Here is an 18,224-nt window from a genome sequence, read left to right as displayed (position 1 = left end):
CGACCGAAAGGAACGTCCCCATGCAGGAGTCGCAGGTGTCCCTCGTCGGCGACCGCGGGTTCTACCTCGGCCCGCTGTTCCGGCGGGCGGCCGACCGGCACGGCGGGGTGTTCGTCACCCTGGACCGTCCCCTGGACACCCACCCGGACCTCGGGGTCCGTCTGAGCTACCCGGAACTCGCCGACGCGGTCGAGGAGTTGTCGGCGCGCCTGTGGGCGGCCGGCGTACGGCCGGCCGAACAGGTCGTCGTACACAAGACCGACAACGTCGACATCGTGCTGCTGACCTGCGCGGTCTCCCGGATCGGCGCGGTGCCCGTGCTGCTCTCCCCCGCGCTGGCCGGCGAGGTGGTCGGCAAGCTGCTCGCCCGGCTCCGGCAGCCGTGGCTGGTCACGGACGCGGCGAAACTGGCCGGCCTGGAGGTCAAGGGCCTGGTCCGGCAGACCCTCACCGTGGACAGCGTGCCCGGCGTGGTGTCCCTGGCCGAGCACACCGGCGCCGAGGTCCCGCCGGCGGTCCGGCTGCACCCGCGCGAACCCGCCCTGATCACCCACAGCTCCGGCACCACCGGCGTCCCCAAACTCGCGGTGCACTGCCCGCAGACCATGTGGAACCGGCTGGTCCCGCAGCAGGCGATGGGCTGGCCCACCCGCGGCGAGGTCGCGGCCCTGCACATGTCCTTCGTGCACTCCCGCTTCTACCACCTGCTCGGCGTCCTGCTGCACTACGGCAGCCCGTTGCTGCTGATCACCGACCCGGACCCGGCGAAGGTCGGTCCGATGCTGGCCCGGCACCGCCCCGGCATCGTCGAGACCCACCCCAACACCTTCGTGCTGTGGGAGGAGCTGGCGGACGCGCCCGGCGCCCCGCTGTCGCGCGTGAAGTCGTACGGTTCGACCTTCGACGCCATCCACCCGCGCACGGTACGACGGCTGCTGGACGCCTCGAAGCGGCGCAGCCCGTGGCTGCTCCAGCTGTACGGGCAGAGCGAGACCGGGCCGGTGGCCTTCCAGTGGTTCACGCGCCGGAGCGTGTCCCGCGCGGACGGGCGGCGGGTCGGGATCGGGATCCCGGGCTTCACGAGCGTCCGCGTCACGGGCCCCGACGGGCAGCCCGCCGCGCCCGGCACCCCCGGCCGGATCGAGGCCCGCACCCGGGGCCGCATCCTCACCTACCTCGGCGCCCGCGACCAGTACGAGCGCCAGCTGGACGGCGAGTGGTGGCAGATGGGCGACATGGGCTACCGGAGCCGGCTGGGCGCGCTGTACCTGATCGACCGGGAGATCGACCGGATCGACTCCGTGCACAGCAACCTGGAGGTCGAGGACACCCTCATGGACCGGCTGGAGGAACTCCGTGAGGTGGTCATCGTGCCGGGCGCGGACCGCGAGCCGGTCCCGGTGGTGTGCGTCCGCGGGGAACGGCCGCTGGACCCGGAGCGCTGGCGGGCGGCGACCGCCGACCTGCCGGCGATGGCGGAGCCGAGGCAGTGGCGGTTCGAGGAGCTGCCGATGACGGCGACCTGGAAGGTGAAGCGGGTGGAGATCACCCGGATGCTGTCGGCGGGTGTCCGCGCGTGACCCCGGTCGTGGTGGTCGGCGCCGGGCCGGTGGGCCTGTCGGCGGCGCTGGCGCTGCGCGCGCACGGGCTGCCGGTGATGCTCCTGGAAGCCGACCCGGAGGACCGCGAACGGCCGGGCAGCCGGGCCCTGTTCGTGCACCGCGAGACCCTCGCGCTGCTCGACGGGATGCGGCCGGGGCTGGCCGGGGAGATCACCTCGTACGGCCGGACCTGGCACACCAGACGGACCCTGTACCGGGGCCGGGAGGTGTACTCCCGCACCTTCCCGGCCCCGTTCGGCCGGCCGCCCTTCACCAGCCTGCGCCAGGTCGACACCGAGCGCTTCCTGCGCGAGGCCTGCGCGGCAGCGGGCGTGGAGTCCGTGTGGAACGCACGCGTGATCGGTGTCCGCACCACCGCCACGGGCGCCGCGCTGAGCTGCGCGGACGGCAGGGAGCTGACGTGCGGGTACGTGATCGCGGCGGACGGCGCCCGGTCCGCCGTCCGGGCCGGGCTCGGCATCCCCATGGAGGGCACGCACGGCGAGGGCTTCCACGTGGTCGTCGACGTGGCGGACCGGCCGGACGCCGAACTGCCCCTGGAACGGGTCTTCCACTACGAGCACCCCGGCGTCGGCGGCCGCAGTGTGATGCGGGTGCCGTTCACCGGGGGCTTCCAGGTGGACCTCCAGTGCCACGCCCACGACCGGGCGGAGGAGTACGGCACCGAGGAGGCCGTCCGCCGCTGGCTGCCCGGGGTGGTGGGCGAGGGATACGACGACCGGATCCTGTGGGTGTCGACGTACCGCTTCCTGCGCAAGGTCGCGGCCTCCTTCACCGACCCGCACCGGCGGGTGCTGCTCGCCGGGGAGGCCGCGCACCTCTTCCCGCCCTTCGGGGCGCGGGGCATGAACAGCGGCATCGCGGACGCGGCGGCCGCGGCGGAGGCGATCGCGAACGGCACGGTGGCGGACTTCGCGGCGGTACGGCGGGCCGCGGCGCTCTTCAACAGCGAGGCGGCCGGGGCCGCCCTGGACCATCTGCGGCCCCGGCGCCGGATCATCCGGCTGCGGCAGCGCGCGGCGGCCGCGCTGGCGCCGGTCCTGCCGTCCTGCGGATCCTGGCTGGAGCACGCCCCGTACGGGCCGCGGGGCGGGGCACCGGCGCTGTCGGGCCGTAAATACTGAGCACGGCGAAGGAGGAGTCATGACACGACCGGCCGTGGCGGAAGGCGTGTTCGCGTGGTCACCGGCCGCCGGCCTGCGGCCCGTCGAGGACCCGGGAACCGGTGAGCGGCTGCTGGTCGCGGACTCCTGGCTGGTGCGGGACGGCAGGGTGCGCGGCCTGGACCGCCACCGGGACCGCTTCGTGCGGTCCTGCGCCGAGTGCGACGGGCCGCCGGAGCACCGGTTGCCGGAGTTCTGGCGGGCCATGACGGCGGCGCTGCCCCGCACCGGCGAGTGGTTCCCGCGCGTCGAACTCACGCCCCACCACGTGCGGTTTCGGCTGCGGCACGCCCCACCGCTCGGCTCCGCGGTCGAGGTCTGGGCGGTCGGCCAGCCGGACCCGCGCACCGCACCCCGCCGCAAGGGACCCGACCTGGACACCCTGGCCCGGCTGCGCGCCCGGGCGGCCGAGGCGGGAGCCCAGGAGGCGGTGCTGGTGAACCCGTCCGGGGTGGTCCTGGAGGCGGCCACCACCAGCGTGCTCTGGTGGGAGGACGACACCCTGTGCCTGCCCCCACCTCGGCTGCCGGTGCTGCCCGGGGTGACGGTCGCCCTGATCCAGGACCGCGCGAAGCGACTCGGCATCGGCATCGCCCACCGGGAACGCACCCTGACCGAACTGGCGGACCGCGAGGTGTGGCTCGTGAACGCCCTGCACGGGATCAGACCGGTGACGCGGTGGGCGGGTGGCCCGGCAACCGCCGGAACGGCGGTACGGGCACCGGAGTGGCGAAAGTGGCTCGACGAGGAGGTACCTGAGCCGCTTGGAAGCGGCTGAATAGCGCCCCTTTAGGGGCGCTGGGGGTACCCCCGGCCGAAGGGGGGAGGAACTGCGCGACCAGCCCCCACCCACCCGCAGCCGAAGTACACAACAAAACCGGCCCGGCAATAATTCACCGGGCCGGATATCGGGCTGCTTTCTTATTCGGCCCGCTTGGGCTGATAAGCCCCCGGCACCATCCGCGTCGCAATGGCGATCCGGTTGTAGGCGTTGATGACGGTGACCGCCCAGACGAGGGCGGCGACCTGGGCCTCGTCGAAGACCCCGGCGGCCTCGGCGTACACCGCGTCCGGCACGTGGCCGTCGGCCACGAACGTCACGGCCTCGGCCAACGCCAGTGCCGCCCGCTCCCGTTCACTGAAGAAGGGCGTCTCCCGCCACGCGTTCAGCGCATAGATCCGCTGCTCGGTCTCGCCCTGCGCGCGAGCGTCCTTGGTGTGCATGTCGAGGCAGAACGCGCAGCCGTTCAGCTGGGAGGCGCGGATTCTGACCAGTTCGAGGATTTCCGGTTCGACCTTTGCGTCCTGGGCCGCGGTGACGGCGGCGGCATGCAGGGAACCCATCGCGGAAGAGACGTCCGGGGTGATTTTCTTGAGGGCTACGCGAGTAATCTGATCACCATTGCTCATGAGAGAGACTCTAGCCTCCGTAATTGAATTACGGGGGCGGTTGACGGGGAATTCAGGCGACGCTGATCACAGCCGGGTCGGACAGCACCGTGCACAGGATCTCCAGCGCGCCCGACCAGGCGTGGTCGGGCGGGGTGCCGTAGCCGAGGACGAGGGCGTCCGGGGGTGCGGTGGCCGCGTCGGGGTGGAGGTGACGCGGGGTGAGGCCCTCGACGGCGAGGCCGCGGTCCGCGGCGGCCCGGACCACCCGGTGCTGGGTTCCGGGCGGCAGCCGCAGCACGATGTGCAGGCCCGCCGCGATGCCGGTGACCCGGATCGCCGGGGCGCGCTCTGCGAGGGCCCGGACCAGGGCGTCCCGGCGCCGCCGGTAGCGGGAGCGGGCGGCGCGGACGTGTCGGTCGTAGGCGCCCGAGGTGATGAACTCGGCCAGTGTCAGCTGGTCCGGCGCCCCGCAGGTGTCCACGCCGCCCTTGGCCGCCGTCGCCTCCCCGGCCACCGCCGGCGGCAGCACCATCCAGGCCAGCCGCAGCCCGGGCGCCAGGGACTTGCTGGCGGTGCCCAGGTAGACCACCTCGTCGGGGGCGAGGCCCTGGAGGGCGCCGACGGGCCGGCGGTCGTAGCGGAACTCGCCGTCGTAGTCGTCCTCCAGGACCAGGCCGCCGGTGCGCCGCGCCCAGTCCACGACGGCCGTCCGCCGGTCGTGGTGGAGCGGCACGCCCATCGGGAACTGGTGGGAGGGGGTCAGCAGTACGGCGGCCGGCCCCTGGGACAGCTCCCCGGTGTCCGTGCCGAGTTCGTCGAAGGGCAGCGGGACCTGGCGCAGACCGGCCGAGGTCAGCAGCTGCCAGTGCTCGTCGAGGCCGTACGACTCCACGGCGACCGTGTCCGCCCCGCGGGCCCGCAGCACCTCACCGAGCAGGCTCAGGCCGTGGCTGAACCCGGCGCAGATCACGATCCGTTCGGGGTCGGCGCGGACGCCCCGGGCGCGGGCGAGGTAGGCGGCGAGCGCGGTGCGCAGTTCGGCGCGGCCGCGCGGATCGCCGTAGCCGAAGGCCTCGTTGGGGGCGGCGGTGAGGGCGCGGCGGGCGGCCTTCAGCCACTCGGTGCGCGGGAAGGCGGAGACGTCGGGGAAGCCGGCGCGCAGGTCGTAGGCGGGCCGGTGGGCTGCCGTACCCGCGGGGGTCTCCGCCCGCCGCACCGGCGGTACGCCCGTCGCGACCCGGGTGCCGGAACCCTGCCGGGCGGTCAGCCAGCCTTCGGCGACCAGGTCGGCGTAGGCGTCGGCGACGGTGTTGCGGGCGATGGCGAGGTCGGCGGCGAGGGAGCGGGAGGAGGGCAGCCGGGTGCCGGGGAGCAGCCGGCCGCTGCGCACGGCCTCGCGCAGGGCGTCGGTCAGGCCCCGGCGCAGGCCCGGACCGGCCGCCGGTTCCAGGTGGAGGTCGATGCCCAGAGCGGCCCGGGTGGGCCGGGTGGGCGAAGCGGGCGGCGCGGACGGAGTGGCCCATGCTTTCTCCATGGAAATGGACCATACCTCTGGGCTGCCTGGCACCTAGTGTCGGCACCATGAGCAATCAGGAAAACGCCGAGTACGCCCCCGAGCACACCCCCCGCCTCTCCTGGGCACAGCACGCTCCCGAGGTCTACAAGGCGATGGTCCGCCTGGACGGAGCCGCCCGTAAGGGCCTGGACGCCAAGCTGTTCGAGCTGGTGAAGATCCGCGCCTCGCAGCTCAACCACTGTGCGTACTGCCTCGACATGCACACCAAGGACGCGCTCGCGGCGGGCGAGAGCATCGCGCGCATCGTCCAGCTCAGCGCGTGGGAGGAGTCGAAGCACTTCTACACCGAGCAGGAGCTCGCCGCGATCGAGCTGACCGAGGCCGTCACCGTGCTGACCGACGGCTTCGTGCCCGACGAGGTCTACGAGCGGGCCGCGAAGCACTTCGACGAGGTGCAGCTGACGCAGCTGATCGCCTCGATCATCGTGATCAACTCCTGGAACCGGTTCGCCGTGACGACCCGTATGGTCCCCGGGCACTACACGCCGGGACAGCACGGGTGAGCAAGGCCGGGGTCTTCCGGGCGCTGCACCACGGGCGCCCGCCCGGCGACCCCCTGGTCCTGCCCGGCCCGTGGGACGCGGCGAGCGCCCGGGCCCTGGTGGCGGCCGGGTTCCCGGCGCTGGCGACGCCGAGTGCCGGGGTGGCGGCGAGTCTGGGGTACGCGGACGGCGGGACCCCGGCGGCGGAGATGTTCGCGGCGGTCGCGCGGATCGCGCGGGCCGTGGAGGTGCCGGTGTCGGCGGACGTGGAGGACGGCTACGGGCTGGCGCCCGGGGAACTGGTCGAGCGCCTGCTGGAGGCGGGCGTGGTCGGCTGCAACCTCGAGGACTCCAGCGGGGGTGTCCTCAAGGACCCGCACGAGCACGCCGAGTGGCTGGCCGAGGTCCGCTCGGCCGCCGGTGACCGGCTTTTCCTCAACGCCCGCGTCGACACCTTCGCATGCGGCGCCGGTGACCCGGAAAGGGCCGTCGAGCGGGCCGCGCTGTACGTGGCGGCGGGTGCGGACTGCGTCTACCCGATCCACGCCCCGACCGCCGTGCTGCCCCTCCTGCGCTCCGGCATCGAGGGCCCGCTGAACACGTACGCCGGCGTGGACGGCGACGGCCCCTCGCCCGCCGGACTCGGCGAACTCGGGGCCACCCGCATCACGTTCGGACCGGGCCTGCTGCGGCTGGCCCTGCGGTCACTGCACGCGATCCCACACGGAGCGGGGCCGGCGCGCCCCCGAAGGGGCGCTGGGGGTCCCCCGGCCGAAGGCTGGGGAAGGAACTGCGCGACCAGCCACGACGGCGCCGCAGTCGACTGACGGCAGACGGCAGACGGCAGACGGCAGACGGCAGACGGCACATCGCGGCACTTCCAGCGGAGCGCTCAGGCGTACGATCCGCTGTTCGTCCCGGGCCGGAAGCGGCGGTACAGCACCGCGCCGGCCGCCAGCGAGGCGAGGCTCACGGCGGCCGGTGCCCAGGGGCTGGCCGCGCCGGTGTGGGCGAGCGTGTCGGTCGTCCGCTGCCGTACGACGGTGGTCCGCCTCGGCTGCGCCTTGGCCGGGTGCTGCGGCTCGTGGTGGACCCGCGGCGTGGACGGCGTGGACGGTCCGGGCGTGTCGGGCTGGTCGTCCGAGCCGTTGCTCGACTGGTTGCCGAAGACGGGGTTGAGGGCACCCACCAGGTTCGCGCTGTTGCCGCTGATGTTCACGGGCACGTGGACCGGGATCTCGACGAGGTCGCCGGAGAGGATTCCCGGCGAGTCGTGGGTGCTTCCGCCGGCCGTGGCCCGGCCCGACGTCTTGGAGCCCGCCTTCCCCGGCGCCTTGTGCCCCTCGTTGGCGCACTTGTTGCCCATCGCGGGGTTGAGCAGCCCGACCACGTCCACGGTGTTCCCGCAGACGTTCACCGGGATGTCCACCGGCAACTGGATGCTGTTCCCGGACGCCAGCCCGGGCGAGCCGCTCGCGGAGCTTTCGGCGGCGGAGTCGGCATGCGCCGTCCCCGCGACGGCCATCGCGCCAGAGGCGACGGCCATGGCGATCACACTGTTCCGGGTAACCCGTTTCATGGGGTACCTGCCCTTCCAGACGCGTCGCGGGCAGTCACCCGGACTCGGTGAAATGTTGGGGAAATGGCTGAGTGGAGAAGCGAAGTGGCCGCTCAGGTCAGAGAGCCTGGTTGTTGCAGCCCATGTCGGAGCCGAGATGACTCTGCTGCGCACCCGGGTTCCCTTCGCCGTTGAGCAGGTTGCCCGCCAGACCGGTGAGGGCACCGATGTTGCCGAGCACCTCGATGTTCATGTCGTGCGAGCGGCACTCGGTGCCCTGGGTGACGTCGATGTCGTGGCCCGGCTCACCGTGTGCGAAGGCGGTGTTGCCGCCGATCGAGCAGACGCTGCCGAGGACGGCGGCGCCCACGAGGACCGCCTTGTGGAACTTGCGCATGGGTTCTCCGTTGGTCGAGCGGACGGGGATCCGCTGCGGATCGGGGGGAAGGTGCGGACGGTGGCGGGACGGCGTCAGCCGAGGCGGGGAAGCCCCAGTTGGCCGACGGGCGGCGCCGCGACCTGGCCGAGGCCGACCGGCGCGAGCCCCGGCACGCCCGGCGCTCCGAGTACGGGGTTGATGAGCGGGTTCACCTGCGGGTTCACCTGGGGGTTCACCTGCGGGGTGACACGCGTCGGGCCTTCCGGTGCGTAGCCCTGCGGAACGGCCAGCTGCGGGGCGACCTGCGGCATGACCTGGGGCATGACCTGCGGTACGACCTGCGGCGGGGCGGCCTGCTGCTGGGGCTGGGAGTACTGCGGCGCCGGGGCGTACTGCTGCTGCGGGTACGCGGGAGCGGCCTGCGGCTGGGCGTACTGCTGGGGCGGCGGTGCCTGCTGGTACTGCGGAGACGGCGCGGCCTGCTGCTGCGGGTACGCGGGGCCGGTGGTCGCCTGGGCCGAGCCCTGCGACGAGGCCGAGGCGACGGCGTAACCGGTCTGCTGCGGGTACTGCTGGGGCGGCGGCGCCTGCTGGTACTGCGGAGGCGGCGGGGCCTGCTGTTGGTACTGCGGCGGCGCGGCCTGCTGCTGCGGGTACGCGGGGACGCTGGCCTGCGCCGAGCCCTGGGTCTGGCCGGCGGCGTAGGGGGCCTGCTGCGGAGCAGGTGCCGGGGGCGAGGCCTGGGGATACGGCTGGTCCGGAGCCGGCACCGGGGCCGCACCGCCGTATCCGACGGGAGCGTCGGCATAGCTGACGCCCGCACCGATGGCGGACAGACCACCGGCCGCCGCCAGAACGAGCGCGGCCTTGTGAAGCTTGCGCATGAAACCCTCGGCCCTTCGATACCTGGAGATGAGAAAGCCCATTGCGTTCAGTGCGGTCGCGCGTGCAGATGGTGCGGTGATGACACTGCACTTTCAGCAGCGGTACTTCTGAGCAGCACGCGGACTTCGCATCGGAGCCGGCAGCGATTCGCCTCGTTCTCGTCGGGTCCTCGGCCACCGCCCTCTCCCCACCGGAACGAGGATCGCCCGGCCGTGGTCACGGGAATTCGGAGTCGTGTCACCCAATTGCCGTCACCGACACAGGTATTGCCGCTCATATGCCTTTCGGCAAACGGGTGACGCGGCACCACGCCCGTATCCGGTTCCGCACACCTCTCGTTCCCCACGGAGTGAGGGCGAGGGGGCATCCCAGCCGCCCGGGGCAGTGACAAAGCGATAACCGCGCTGTCTCATCAGTCATTTCATCAGGTTCCGCACACAGATCACATGAAGGGCCGAGGATTCCATGCGCAAGTTTCGCCAGGTCGCGCTCATCGTCGCAGCAGCCGGCGGTCTGACCGCTGTCGGTGCCGGCCCCAGCTCCGCCGCCCCCGTCTCCTACGGGACCGGGCCGACCCCGGTCTCGCAGCCGGACGCCCAGGCCGCCGCGGCCACCTCCGCCCAGGCGACCGCGCAGACGTACGGCGCGCCGGCCCCGCAACAGGCCCCGCAGCGCGGCACCGAGGTCGCCCCGCAGCTCAACCCCCAGCTGAACCCGCAGATCAACCCCCAGATCTCGCCCCAGGCCCCGCAGTCGGTGCAGGGCGGCCCGGTGGAGCAGAACAACCTGTTCCGTCCGTACCAGGAGTGCAGCCCGCAGTCCCTGCTCGACGCGAACGTCCCGGTCGCCCTGCTCGCGGCCTCCCAGACCCGGGGCGTCGACTGCACGCAGGCCAACAGCCAGTCGAACGCGCTCGCCAGCGCACAGCGCCTGGGCTGACGACCGGAAGTCGCGGCCCCGCACGGGCATTTCGGGAGCCGCGGCGACAGCCCGTTCACGGGCCATACGACTTTTCGGGTGTTTCTGCCACGTGCTCAGGACAACAGCGCGTCGCTGCCGGAATTGGCGTATTACGTACTAATCTCCCGTAACTGTAAAAAGTCGATCTCGCACAGATCGCACCCCCCACTCCACGGAGATGACATGCGCAAGCTTCGCAACGCCGCCGTCCTGGTCGCCGCCCTCAGCAGCATCGGCCTCGTCAGCGGCACGGCCTACGCCGGCGGCGAGGGCCACGGGCACGGCGGCGACAAGTTCAACATCACCCAGAGCTCGCACTGCAAGTCGCACGACCTGAACCTCGACGTCCTCGGCGAGGTCGGCCTGCTCAACGGCCTGCTGGGCAGCGCCCTGAACGGTGAGGGCAACCCGGGCGCCCAGGCCACCAACCTCGGTTCGACGATGGGCTGCAACAACAGCGCCTTCTGAGGCCGGCAGCAACAGCAGTGAATGGTCCCGGCGCCCGGCGCCGGGACCATTCGTGTATGTCGACAGGGCGCCAAGGTGGCGAAATACAACCGTAATCGGCGCGTCGCACGGCCATCTCGGGTATTTCGTATCAGCCTTTATGACACAGATCGCGATTTCCCGCAGATCGCATCCACCTCATTCATCGGAGATGACATGCACAAGCTCCGCACCGCCGCCGTTCTCGTCACCGCATTCGGAAGCCTCGGGCTCCTCGGCGCCGGCGCCGCCCATGCCGACCAGGGCTGGGGCAAGAAGGGCGACGAATTCAACATCCAGCAGAGCAGCAGCTGTAAGTCGCACGACCTGAACCTCGACATCCTCGGCGAGGTCGGCATCCTCAACGGCCTGGGCGGCAACCTGCTGAACGGCGAGGGCAACTCGGGTGCGCAGCAGTCGTCCATGGGGTCGAGCATGGGCTGCAACAACAGCGCGCTCGGCAGGTAAGGCAGAACGACAGTCCCCGGTTTCCCGGCCAACGGCCGGGAAACCGGGGACTGTCGTTTGTGCGGCCCTCAGAACTCGATGTGCGGCCTCTTGAAGCCCTTGGGCAGCTCCGCCTTGTTGGAGCAGTCCACGACCTCCCCGGCCCTGGCGGATCCGTCACCCGCCGCCTGGTCGTCCGGGAACAGCACGCGCGGACGGTCGGAGGTCGAGCAGTCCTGCGCCTGCCTGAGGACATGCGTACCGTTCTTGTCGATACGCGACTCGCTCTTGTGGACGCAGACGGTGCCGCCCTGGGCGGTGGTCCTGCAGTCGCCCGGGGACGGGTCCGCGTACGCGTGCCCGGCGCCGACACAGAGCGCGGCGAGGCTTCCGACGAGCCCCGAGACGGTGGCGATCTTCCGTGCAGTGAACATGAGTTGTCTTCCTCTGCGTAGGGCGAAGCAAAGCAGCCCGGACGCATACCTCGACAGAGTCGGGGTGCGTCCGGGCTGCCTTCGCCATGGTGGTCACTCAGTACACCGGCGAGCGGGCCGAAGCGGTGCCGGTGCGGGGTACCGAGTTCGTGCGGGGTGCGTTTTTACTCGCCACCCTGGTTCTGGTCACCCTGCTCGGGCTGGGCCTGCGGCTGGGCCTCGGGCTGGGCCTGCGGCTGGGCCTCGGGCTGGGCCTCGGGCTGGGCCTCGGGCGCAGCCTGCGGCTGGGCCTCGGGCCCAGCCTCCGGAGTGGTGGTGTAGTAACCCCCGCCGACGGCCAGGGCGTTGGCCGACGAGTTGGCCACGGCGGTGATCTGCGGAGGCGCGTCCTCGCCACCGGCGGCGGAGCTGACCCCGGCACCGAGGAAGGAGAGCCCCGCAACCGTCGCCGCTACGAGTGCGACGCGCTGAAACTTACGCATGATTGACCCTTTCTGGTCCAGGCGGAACCGCCCGGCTCGACTACTTAATGTGAGCATATACACACACTCCGTAGCTAACCGAGGATCTACAGCCGCCGAGTTGCGCGTCAGCCCCGTCTGCCGTACTGGGGCTACCGGCCGCCCACCGGAAGGATCCGGCTCATGACACCGAACGGGCCGCCGGGCGACTCCGCCTCCTCACCCTTCTCCGGGGGCGCCACCCCGACGGTCGCGGGGGAACAGGTCACCTCGGGCCCGAGCCGCTCCGTCCCCTGCCCGAGGACGGCGGGCAGTTGCACGGGCTGCACCGGCTTGCAGGTCTCCTGGTGCGGAATGGCCCCGCCCTCGGGAACCTCGCCCCTGATCCGCTGGGTGCAGGTGAGGTTGCCCATGAGATCGTCGGTACACCCTCGACCCGCCGCGGCGTACGCCGGGGCGAGGCCGGCACAGGCCACGACGAGGCCGCCGACGAGCCCCGAGACGGCCGCGATCCTCTTCCCGCTGATCTTCCCGATGGACATCTGCTGCGCTTTCCTTCGCGAGGACACCGCCGACCTCAGCCGGTGAAGGCCTGGTTGTACTGGCCGCAGGTGGTGTCGAAGGTGTCGGCGAGGCCGAGCACGCCGATCGGGACGTCGTTCTCGGCGACCGTCTGCGGGCTGCACTCCTGGTAGGGGCGGTAGTGGTTGGACACCTGCGGCCCACTGTCGTAGGCGTCGGCCACGGCGGGGGAGGCGCCGACGGCGGACAGGCCGCCGGCGGCCGCCACTGCTGCGATCACGACCTGCTGAAGCTTGCGCATGGAACCCTCGGTCCTTTGCTCATACGGCGAATTGGTTGCCTAGCGTGATTGCATGAACACTAGCAGTAGCCAGACAAGGGGTTCCACAACGGACATCCATCCCGAGGGTGATATAGCAACACATAATCACCTTATGGACGGGGAGAGTTGGGTCAGGAGAGCGCCAGTTCCGCGGGCCGCGGGCGGTCGGGTGCGGGCACGGAGAGGATCAGGTCCCGCAGTCGCTCGACATACCGCCGCACGTTCTTGTAGGCGATGTCGGTGTCCGGGTAGCGGCAGGCGAACCACAGCCCCTCATGCAGCCGGTTGACCCAGGCGCACACCTGGTCGCCGTACGACACCCGGAGCAGCCCGTACGCCTTCTGCTCGGTCCAGTCCGCCGCGCCGGGGATGAGACGGGCGTCCACGTACGAGATGATCGAGTACATGTCCGGCGAGGTCGGACGGAAGTCCGAGCCGAGCAGCCGCAGTACGCGGGCGAGCGGGATGCGCGCCAGCGACCGGTTGGCCCGCAACTCGGCGCGGACCGTGTCGAGCGCGCCCTCCAGGTCGCGCGCCGCGGGCACCTCGATGGGGGCGCCGCCGACGTACCAGCCCACGGAGTCCGACCACGCGGACTTCAGCCGGGTGTGGAACGGCACGACGGTGCGGTAGACCGGCTGGCCGCCGAGTTCGTGGACGATCAGACTGGTCGCGGCCAGGATGCCCACCAGACTGCCGCCGTAGGGGCGGCAGTACGCCTCGAACGCGGCGGCGGCGTCCGCGTCGACGAGCGGCTCGCACACCAGCTTCTGGGTAGGCAGCGCTCCGCCGGGCTCCAGCCCCAGGTCGACGGGGAACTCCGGGAGCCGGCCGCCGCACCGGGCGATGAACTCCCGCCAGCGCGCGACGGTCGCGTGGGCGTCGTCGATGCCGTCCGCGTTCGCCCGCTCCTGCTCGCAGAAGTCGACGTAACTCCCCACGGACGGACCGGTGACGGGGCTTCCCTCGACGGCCGCCGCGTACAGTCCGTGGATCTCCTCCGGGAGCCGGTGGATCGAGTAGGCGTCGACGTTGGTGTGGTCGAAGGCCATGTACACGCTGGTGGAGTCCTCGCGTACGACCGCCGTGTAGATGAGGTTCGGCCAGCCGAGCGCGTCCGCCGCGGCGTCGAACCGATCCTGCAGGTAACGGGTGAGCGCCCCCGCGTCGGTGAACTCGCCGACCACCTCACGGTGCAGCGACACGTCGTTCTCGGCGAGCGTGAACCGCTGCATCTCGTCCCCGGCCCACCGGAAGCCGCTGCGCAGCGTCTCGTGCCGCAGTGTCCAGCCGCGCAACGCCCTTTCCAGCGCGTCGAGATCGACCGGGCCCGGCAGGTCGAACGCCGCGCCGAGCCAGGTCGGTACGAACAGTCCGTCCTCCCGCACCGACCGGGCCGTTCTGATGTGCGACTCCTGGATGTACGCCGGCGGTCGCGGATCCGGCGGCAGCGCCGCCGCGGCCGCGATGGTCACCGGGCTGAACCTCCACTCGACGAGCCGTCCGGGCCGGATCTCACAGCGCTGGATGTCAGAAATACGCACGGTGGCTCTCCTTCGCAGAAGACACCAGCTTCATCAACAACGGCAAGCCGTACGCGCGCGATGATCGCTGTGTCGCCGTGATTTCAACGGGATGTGTGACATGTCGAACGGACAAGCGCCCCGCCTCACTCGTACCTGTAGATCCCGCTCACGTCCTCCAGTTCGGCCGGCGTGACGTTCCACGGCGGCAGTTGCTCGTGCCGGGCCACGATCCGGCCGCGCTGGGGGTCGCCCGCGCCGGGGGGCTGAGCGGGAAGGTACGTGTGGCCGGGGTGCCGTTGCTGCCAGCGGGTCCACAGCAGGTCGACGAAGGAGTGATGCAGCCAGAAGACCGGGTCGTTGACGGACGCGGCGCTGACCATCACCCCGCCGACCCAGTGGTGGACCCGGTTGTGGTTCTGCCAGGAGACGCTGCCCCGGCCGCTCCCCCAGCCCTCCAGTTTGTTGCGGTAGCCGCGGGTGACGGCCGAGTTCCAGGGCCAGCTGTCGTAGACCGGGTCGGCCAGCGCGGACTCGACGTCGCCTCCGGTGGGCAGCTGGATCGGGGCGCGGGCGTGGCCGAGATCCCGGGTGAGGTACTGCACGTCGGTCACGTTCTCGGTGATCTTCCAGTGGCCCGCCCGGTAGGCGAACGGGCCCGTCATCACCTGCCGGTCCGAGGGGCGGCCGTTGCCGCCGAGCAGATCATCGGTCCACGGCAGGGAGTTCGGTGCCCGGTCACGGGTCCAGTCCCAGTACGGCACCGTCACCGACGCGTCCACCCTGCGCAGCGCCCGCTCCAGTTCGAGCACCAGCCTGCGGTGCCAGGGCAGGAACGAGGGCGCCATGTGGGCGGTGCGCAACCGGTGTTCCCGGTCGGCGGAGTTGTGCGCGATGTGGATCCGTACGAACTCGTCGTACTCACCGCGGCGTTTGACCTCCAGCAGAGCTTCGACGAACCGGCGCCGCTCGGCTCGGGTCAGCTGGTTGACGTTCTTGCGCGTGTAGACCACGTGCGCCTCCCTCGGGCATCGGCCGGAGGGGTAACCGCCGGACATACCTTCGGGTCACCGGTCTACGGCCGGACCGGTGACGCGGCGGCACGCCCGGCGGTCGGCTCAGGACAGCCACCGCTTCCACACGTCGGGGTGGCCGTCCACCCACTTCTTCGCGGCCTCCTCGGGGCTCAGCTTCTGGTCGGCGATCATCAGGGAGACCTGGTCCTGGTCCTCGGTCGTCCACTTGAACTTCTTCAGGAAGGCGGCCGCCCTGCCGCCGCTGTGCGCGAAGTCCGTGTTGAGGTACTTCTGCAGCGGGGTGTGCGGATAGGCGCAGGCGACCTTGGCCGCGTCGGCGTCGCAGCCCTCCTTGTACGCGGGCAGCCGCACCTCGGTCATCGGCACCTTCTTGAACAGCCACTGCGGCGCGTACCAGTAGGTGAGGAAGGGCTTCTTCTCCTTGGCGAACTGCTTGATCTGGGTGATCTGGGCGGCCTCGGAACCGGCGAAGACGACCTGGTAGTCCAGCTTCAGGTTGCTCACCAGCGCCTTGTCGTTGGTGACGTACGACGGTGAGCCGTCCAGGAGTTGCCCCTTGCCGCCGCTCTCCGCGGTACGGAAGAGCGAGGCGTACCTGTTCAGGTTCTTCCAGTCGGTGATGTCCGGGTGCTGCTTGACCAGATAGGTCGGCACGAACCACCCGATGTGCCCGGTGACCCCGAGCTCTCCGCCCCGGCTGATGGTCTTCTTGTCGTCGACGTAGCGCTTCTCCTGGTCCGGGTGCCCCCAGTCCTCCAGGATCGCGTCCACGCGCCCCTGGCTGAGCGCGTCCCAGGCCGGGACCTCGTCGACCTGCACGGTGTCGACGCGGTAGCCGAGCTTGTGCTCAAGGAGGTACTGGGCAACAGCCACATTCGACTGCGCGCCGACCCAGGACTGCACGGACAGGGTCACGGTCCTCGACCCCTGCGCGTTGGCGAACGGCGAGGCCTGCCTGGTCATGTCGGCGGCACCGCAGCCGGTGGCCAGGACGAGGACGGAGGCGGCGGCGACGAGTGTCGTACGGCGCATGGTCACGCTCCCTTCCGCGTACGGCGTTCCGTGGGCTGGGTGACCCGGTCGAGCATCAGCCCCAGGCAGACGATGGCGGCACCGGCGACCAGCCCGGTCGCCAGGTCGCCCTGGGCGAGGCCGAAGGCGACGTCGTACCCGAGGGCGCCACCGCCCACCAGCCCGCCGATGATGACGACGGCGAGGACGAGTACCACGCCCTGATTGACGGCGAGCAGCAACGCGGGCCGTGCGAGCGGGAGTTGGACCTGCAGCAGCTGCTGACGTCCGGTCGCGCCGAGCGACCGCGCGGACTCCAGGGCGGCCGGGTCCACCTGGCGCAGCCCCTGCGCGGTGATCCGTACGACGGCCGGCAGCGCGTAGACGACGGCGGCGGCGACGGCGGGCGCGCGGCCGACACCGAACAGCGCGACGACCGGGATCAGGTACACGAACTGCGGCATGGTCTGGAACACGTCCAGGACCGGACGCAGCGCGCGCTCCACACGGTCGCTGCGGGCGGCGGCGACACCGGTCGCGAAGCCGAGGACGAGCGTCACGGCGACGGCGGCGAGGACCTGGGAGAGCGTGTCCAGCGACGGCTCCCACACCCCCAGCACGCCGATCGCGGCCATCGCGAGGACGGCGGTGAGCGCGGTGCGCCAGGTGCCGATCAGCCAGGCCAGTGCGGCGACCACGAACAGCACCGCCCACCAGGGCAGCCACTGCAGCCCGGAGCGGACCGGGTCGAGGACCCAGGTGGTGAAGTGCCCCGCCCAGTCCGCGGTTCCGCCCACGACCGGCACACCCGAGTACAGATGCGCGGTCATCCAGTCCACGGCACGGTTGACGGGTCCGGCGAAGTCCAGGGTCCAGGCGGTGGGCCAGTCGAGGCGGCCGAGGAGGCGGGCGGCGAGCGCGACGGCGACGGAGGCGCCGAGGCCGTACAGGAGGCCGACGGCGGGCTTGCGGGTGTCGCCGCGTTCGCCGGCCGCCGCGGTGATGCGGTCCAGGACGACCGCGAGGAGCACGATCGGAATGCCGGCGGCGAGGGCCGCGCCGACATCCACCGAGGCGAGCGCCTGGTAGACGCGGTCGCCGAGGCCGCCGGCACCGATCACGGAGGCGATGACCGCCATCGACAGCGCCATCATGATCGTCTGGTTGAGGCCGAGGAGGAGTTCCCTGCGGGCGAGGGGGAGGCGGGCCGTCAGCAGCCGCTGCGCGCGCGTGGCGCCGAGCGACTCCACCGCCTCCAGGACCTCGGGGTCGGCGCCACGCAGGCCGAGGGCGGTGAGCCGGGCCATGGGCGGGGCGGCATAGACGACGGTGGCGAGGACGGCCGCGGGGACGCCGATGCCGAAGACCAGGACGACGGGGAGGAGGTACGCGAAGGCGGGGAGCACCTGCATGGTGTCCAGGACCGGGCGCAGGGCCCGGTTCAGGCGGTCGGAGAGCCCGGCGCCGAGCCCGAGCACGAAACCCACGGCCACGGACGCGAGCACGGCCACGACCATCAGCGCGAGGGTCTGCATCGTCGGCACCCACATGCCGAGCACGCCGCAGGCGAGGAAGGCGGCACCCGTACCGACGGCGAGCCTGACACCGGCGACCCGGTGGGCGACGGCGGCGGCGACCACCGTCACACCGGGCCAGCCGGCGGCGAGGAGGGTGAGGTAGACGGCGCGGACGGTGAGGACGACGGCGTTGCTGATGTAGCCGAAGAAGTAGAGGAAGAGGGGGTGGGTGTCCCGGTTGTCGATGACCCAGTTGCTGGCGGAGGAGAGGGGGGAGGAGAGGTCGACGGTGAGGTGGTGGGGCCAGGACGACCCGTGGGCGCCGGCGAGGGGAACGAGGATCGCGGCGGCGACGGCCAGGGCGAGGAGCTTGCGTACGGCGGGATGGACCGTGCGCATCGCTCGCGGAGTGGGCACACTGATCGTCGCCATCAGACGCCCTCCGGG

Annotated in this window: 21 protein-coding genes; 8 read left to right on the top strand and 13 right to left on the bottom strand. The window is 71.6% G+C overall.

The features are described 5' to 3' along the window. The first annotated feature begins 20 nt into the window (after positions 1–20). Genes ACZ4UV_RS16435 through ACZ4UV_RS16425 form a run of 3 tightly spaced genes read left to right on the top strand, consistent with a single transcriptional unit; the run spans position 21 to position 3,563 of the window. A complete protein-coding gene (locus ACZ4UV_RS16435; protein WP_467838528.1) occupies positions 21–1,580 on the top strand; it encodes a class I adenylate-forming enzyme family protein in 1,560 nt (519 codons plus the stop codon). Beyond that, positions 1,577–2,746 carry an FAD-dependent monooxygenase gene (locus tag ACZ4UV_RS16430; RefSeq protein WP_451021640.1) on the top strand — a complete coding sequence of 390 codons (1,170 nt, stop codon included), beginning with the start codon at positions 1,577–1,579 and terminating at the stop codon, positions 2,744–2,746. Before ACZ4UV_RS16435 ends, ACZ4UV_RS16430 begins: the two co-directional genes overlap by 4 nt. Before the next feature lie 19 nt (positions 2,747–2,765). After that, positions 2,766–3,563, top strand: a complete 798-nt coding sequence (locus ACZ4UV_RS16425) for an aminotransferase class IV (protein WP_451021639.1) — start codon at positions 2,766–2,768, stop codon at positions 3,561–3,563. 143 nt (positions 3,564–3,706) lie between these two features. On the opposite strand, the gene ACZ4UV_RS16420 is transcribed toward ACZ4UV_RS16425, so the two are convergent. Both ACZ4UV_RS16420 and pdxR read right to left on the bottom strand, forming a co-directional pair. Beyond that, positions 3,707–4,195: a carboxymuconolactone decarboxylase family protein gene (locus tag ACZ4UV_RS16420; RefSeq protein ID WP_451022411.1), complete on the bottom strand. Its 489-nt coding sequence runs from the start codon at positions 4,193–4,195 to the stop codon at positions 3,707–3,709. A gap of 52 nt (positions 4,196–4,247) precedes the next feature. Beyond that, on the bottom strand, positions 4,248–5,711 hold the full coding sequence (gene pdxR / locus ACZ4UV_RS16415) for a MocR-like pyridoxine biosynthesis transcription factor PdxR (protein ID WP_451022410.1): 1,464 nt from the start codon (positions 5,709–5,711) through the stop codon (positions 4,248–4,250). A 47-nt stretch (positions 5,712–5,758) separates the two neighbouring features. Between pdxR and ACZ4UV_RS16410 the strand changes: the two genes are divergently transcribed. Both ACZ4UV_RS16410 and ACZ4UV_RS16405 read left to right on the top strand, forming a co-directional pair. Beyond that, positions 5,759–6,256: a carboxymuconolactone decarboxylase family protein gene (locus ACZ4UV_RS16410; protein ID WP_351500229.1), complete on the top strand. Its 498-nt coding sequence runs from the start codon at positions 5,759–5,761 to the stop codon at positions 6,254–6,256. Further along, entirely contained in the window at positions 6,253–7,062 is an 810-nt protein-coding gene (locus ACZ4UV_RS16405; protein ID WP_451022409.1) for an isocitrate lyase/PEP mutase family protein, read from the top strand. The genes ACZ4UV_RS16410 and ACZ4UV_RS16405 overlap by 4 nt, the downstream gene beginning before the upstream one ends. A 65-nt stretch (positions 7,063–7,127) precedes the next feature. On the opposite strand, the gene ACZ4UV_RS16400 is transcribed toward ACZ4UV_RS16405, so the two are convergent. The 3 genes from ACZ4UV_RS16400 to ACZ4UV_RS16390 all read right to left on the bottom strand — a co-directional run bounded on the left by ACZ4UV_RS16400 (position 7,128) and on the right by ACZ4UV_RS16390 (position 9,056). Continuing rightward, on the bottom strand, positions 7,128–7,781 hold the full coding sequence (locus tag ACZ4UV_RS16400) for a chaplin (protein ID WP_390044191.1): 654 nt from the start codon (positions 7,779–7,781) through the stop codon (positions 7,128–7,130). A gap of 130 nt (positions 7,782–7,911) precedes the next feature. After that, the gene (locus tag ACZ4UV_RS16395) at positions 7,912–8,190 is read right to left on the bottom strand and encodes a hypothetical protein (RefSeq protein WP_390044189.1); all 279 of its coding nucleotides are present in this window, start codon (positions 8,188–8,190) and stop codon (positions 7,912–7,914) included. Between the two features lie 74 nt (positions 8,191–8,264). After that, positions 8,265–9,056: a hypothetical protein gene (locus ACZ4UV_RS16390; protein WP_390044187.1), complete on the bottom strand. Its 792-nt coding sequence runs from the start codon at positions 9,054–9,056 to the stop codon at positions 8,265–8,267. 466 nt (positions 9,057–9,522) lie between these two features. Here ACZ4UV_RS16390 and ACZ4UV_RS16385 point away from each other — a divergent pair, with 466 nt between their 5' ends. The 3 genes from ACZ4UV_RS16385 to ACZ4UV_RS16375 all read left to right on the top strand — a co-directional run bounded on the left by ACZ4UV_RS16385 (position 9,523) and on the right by ACZ4UV_RS16375 (position 10,971). Further along, positions 9,523–9,996 carry a hypothetical protein gene (locus ACZ4UV_RS16385; protein WP_390044185.1) on the top strand — a complete coding sequence of 158 codons (474 nt, stop codon included), beginning with the start codon at positions 9,523–9,525 and terminating at the stop codon, positions 9,994–9,996. 204 nt (positions 9,997–10,200) lie between these two features. Then, positions 10,201–10,485 (top strand): hypothetical protein, encoded by a 285-nt coding sequence (locus ACZ4UV_RS16380; RefSeq protein WP_451022406.1) that lies wholly within the window; start codon positions 10,201–10,203, stop codon positions 10,483–10,485. Between the two features lie 195 nt (positions 10,486–10,680). Then, a complete protein-coding gene (locus tag ACZ4UV_RS16375) occupies positions 10,681–10,971 on the top strand; it encodes a hypothetical protein (protein WP_390044183.1) in 291 nt (96 codons plus the stop codon). 68 nt (positions 10,972–11,039) lie between these two features. Here the strand turns inward: ACZ4UV_RS16375 and ACZ4UV_RS16370 are convergent, their stop codons facing one another. The 8 genes from ACZ4UV_RS16370 to ACZ4UV_RS16335 all read right to left on the bottom strand — a co-directional run bounded on the left by ACZ4UV_RS16370 (position 11,040) and on the right by ACZ4UV_RS16335 (position 18,209). Then, positions 11,040–11,384: a hypothetical protein gene (locus ACZ4UV_RS16370; RefSeq protein WP_467838517.1), complete on the bottom strand. Its 345-nt coding sequence runs from the start codon at positions 11,382–11,384 to the stop codon at positions 11,040–11,042. A 164-nt stretch (positions 11,385–11,548) separates the two neighbouring features. Then, positions 11,549–11,866: a hypothetical protein gene (locus ACZ4UV_RS16365; RefSeq protein ID WP_467838514.1), complete on the bottom strand. Its 318-nt coding sequence runs from the start codon at positions 11,864–11,866 to the stop codon at positions 11,549–11,551. 131 nt (positions 11,867–11,997) lie between these two features. Next, positions 11,998–12,387 carry a hypothetical protein gene (locus tag ACZ4UV_RS16360; protein WP_451021087.1) on the bottom strand — a complete coding sequence of 130 codons (390 nt, stop codon included), beginning with the start codon at positions 12,385–12,387 and terminating at the stop codon, positions 11,998–12,000. A 35-nt stretch (positions 12,388–12,422) separates the two neighbouring features. Next, a complete protein-coding gene (locus tag ACZ4UV_RS16355) occupies positions 12,423–12,668 on the bottom strand; it encodes a hypothetical protein (protein ID WP_390044175.1) in 246 nt (81 codons plus the stop codon). 152 nt (positions 12,669–12,820) lie between these two features. Next, positions 12,821–14,233, bottom strand: coding sequence for a condensation domain-containing protein (locus ACZ4UV_RS16350; RefSeq protein WP_390044173.1), 1,413 nt, complete (start codon positions 14,231–14,233; stop codon positions 12,821–12,823). A gap of 125 nt (positions 14,234–14,358) precedes the next feature. Then, positions 14,359–15,225: a tyrosinase family protein gene (locus tag ACZ4UV_RS16345; RefSeq protein ID WP_451021088.1), complete on the bottom strand. Its 867-nt coding sequence runs from the start codon at positions 15,223–15,225 to the stop codon at positions 14,359–14,361. Between the two features lie 105 nt (positions 15,226–15,330). Further along, positions 15,331–16,281 (bottom strand): ABC transporter substrate-binding protein, encoded by a 951-nt coding sequence (locus ACZ4UV_RS16340; RefSeq protein ID WP_451021089.1) that lies wholly within the window; start codon positions 16,279–16,281, stop codon positions 15,331–15,333. A 2-nt stretch (positions 16,282–16,283) separates the two neighbouring features. Further along, positions 16,284–18,209, bottom strand: coding sequence for an ABC transporter permease (locus ACZ4UV_RS16335; protein WP_467838509.1), 1,926 nt, complete (start codon positions 18,207–18,209; stop codon positions 16,284–16,286). Positions 18,210–18,224: the final 15 nt, after the last annotated feature.

This window comes from Streptomyces sp. NPDC028289 (assembly GCF_055565975.1).
This window is presented reverse-complemented; position numbering and strand designations above follow the sequence as displayed.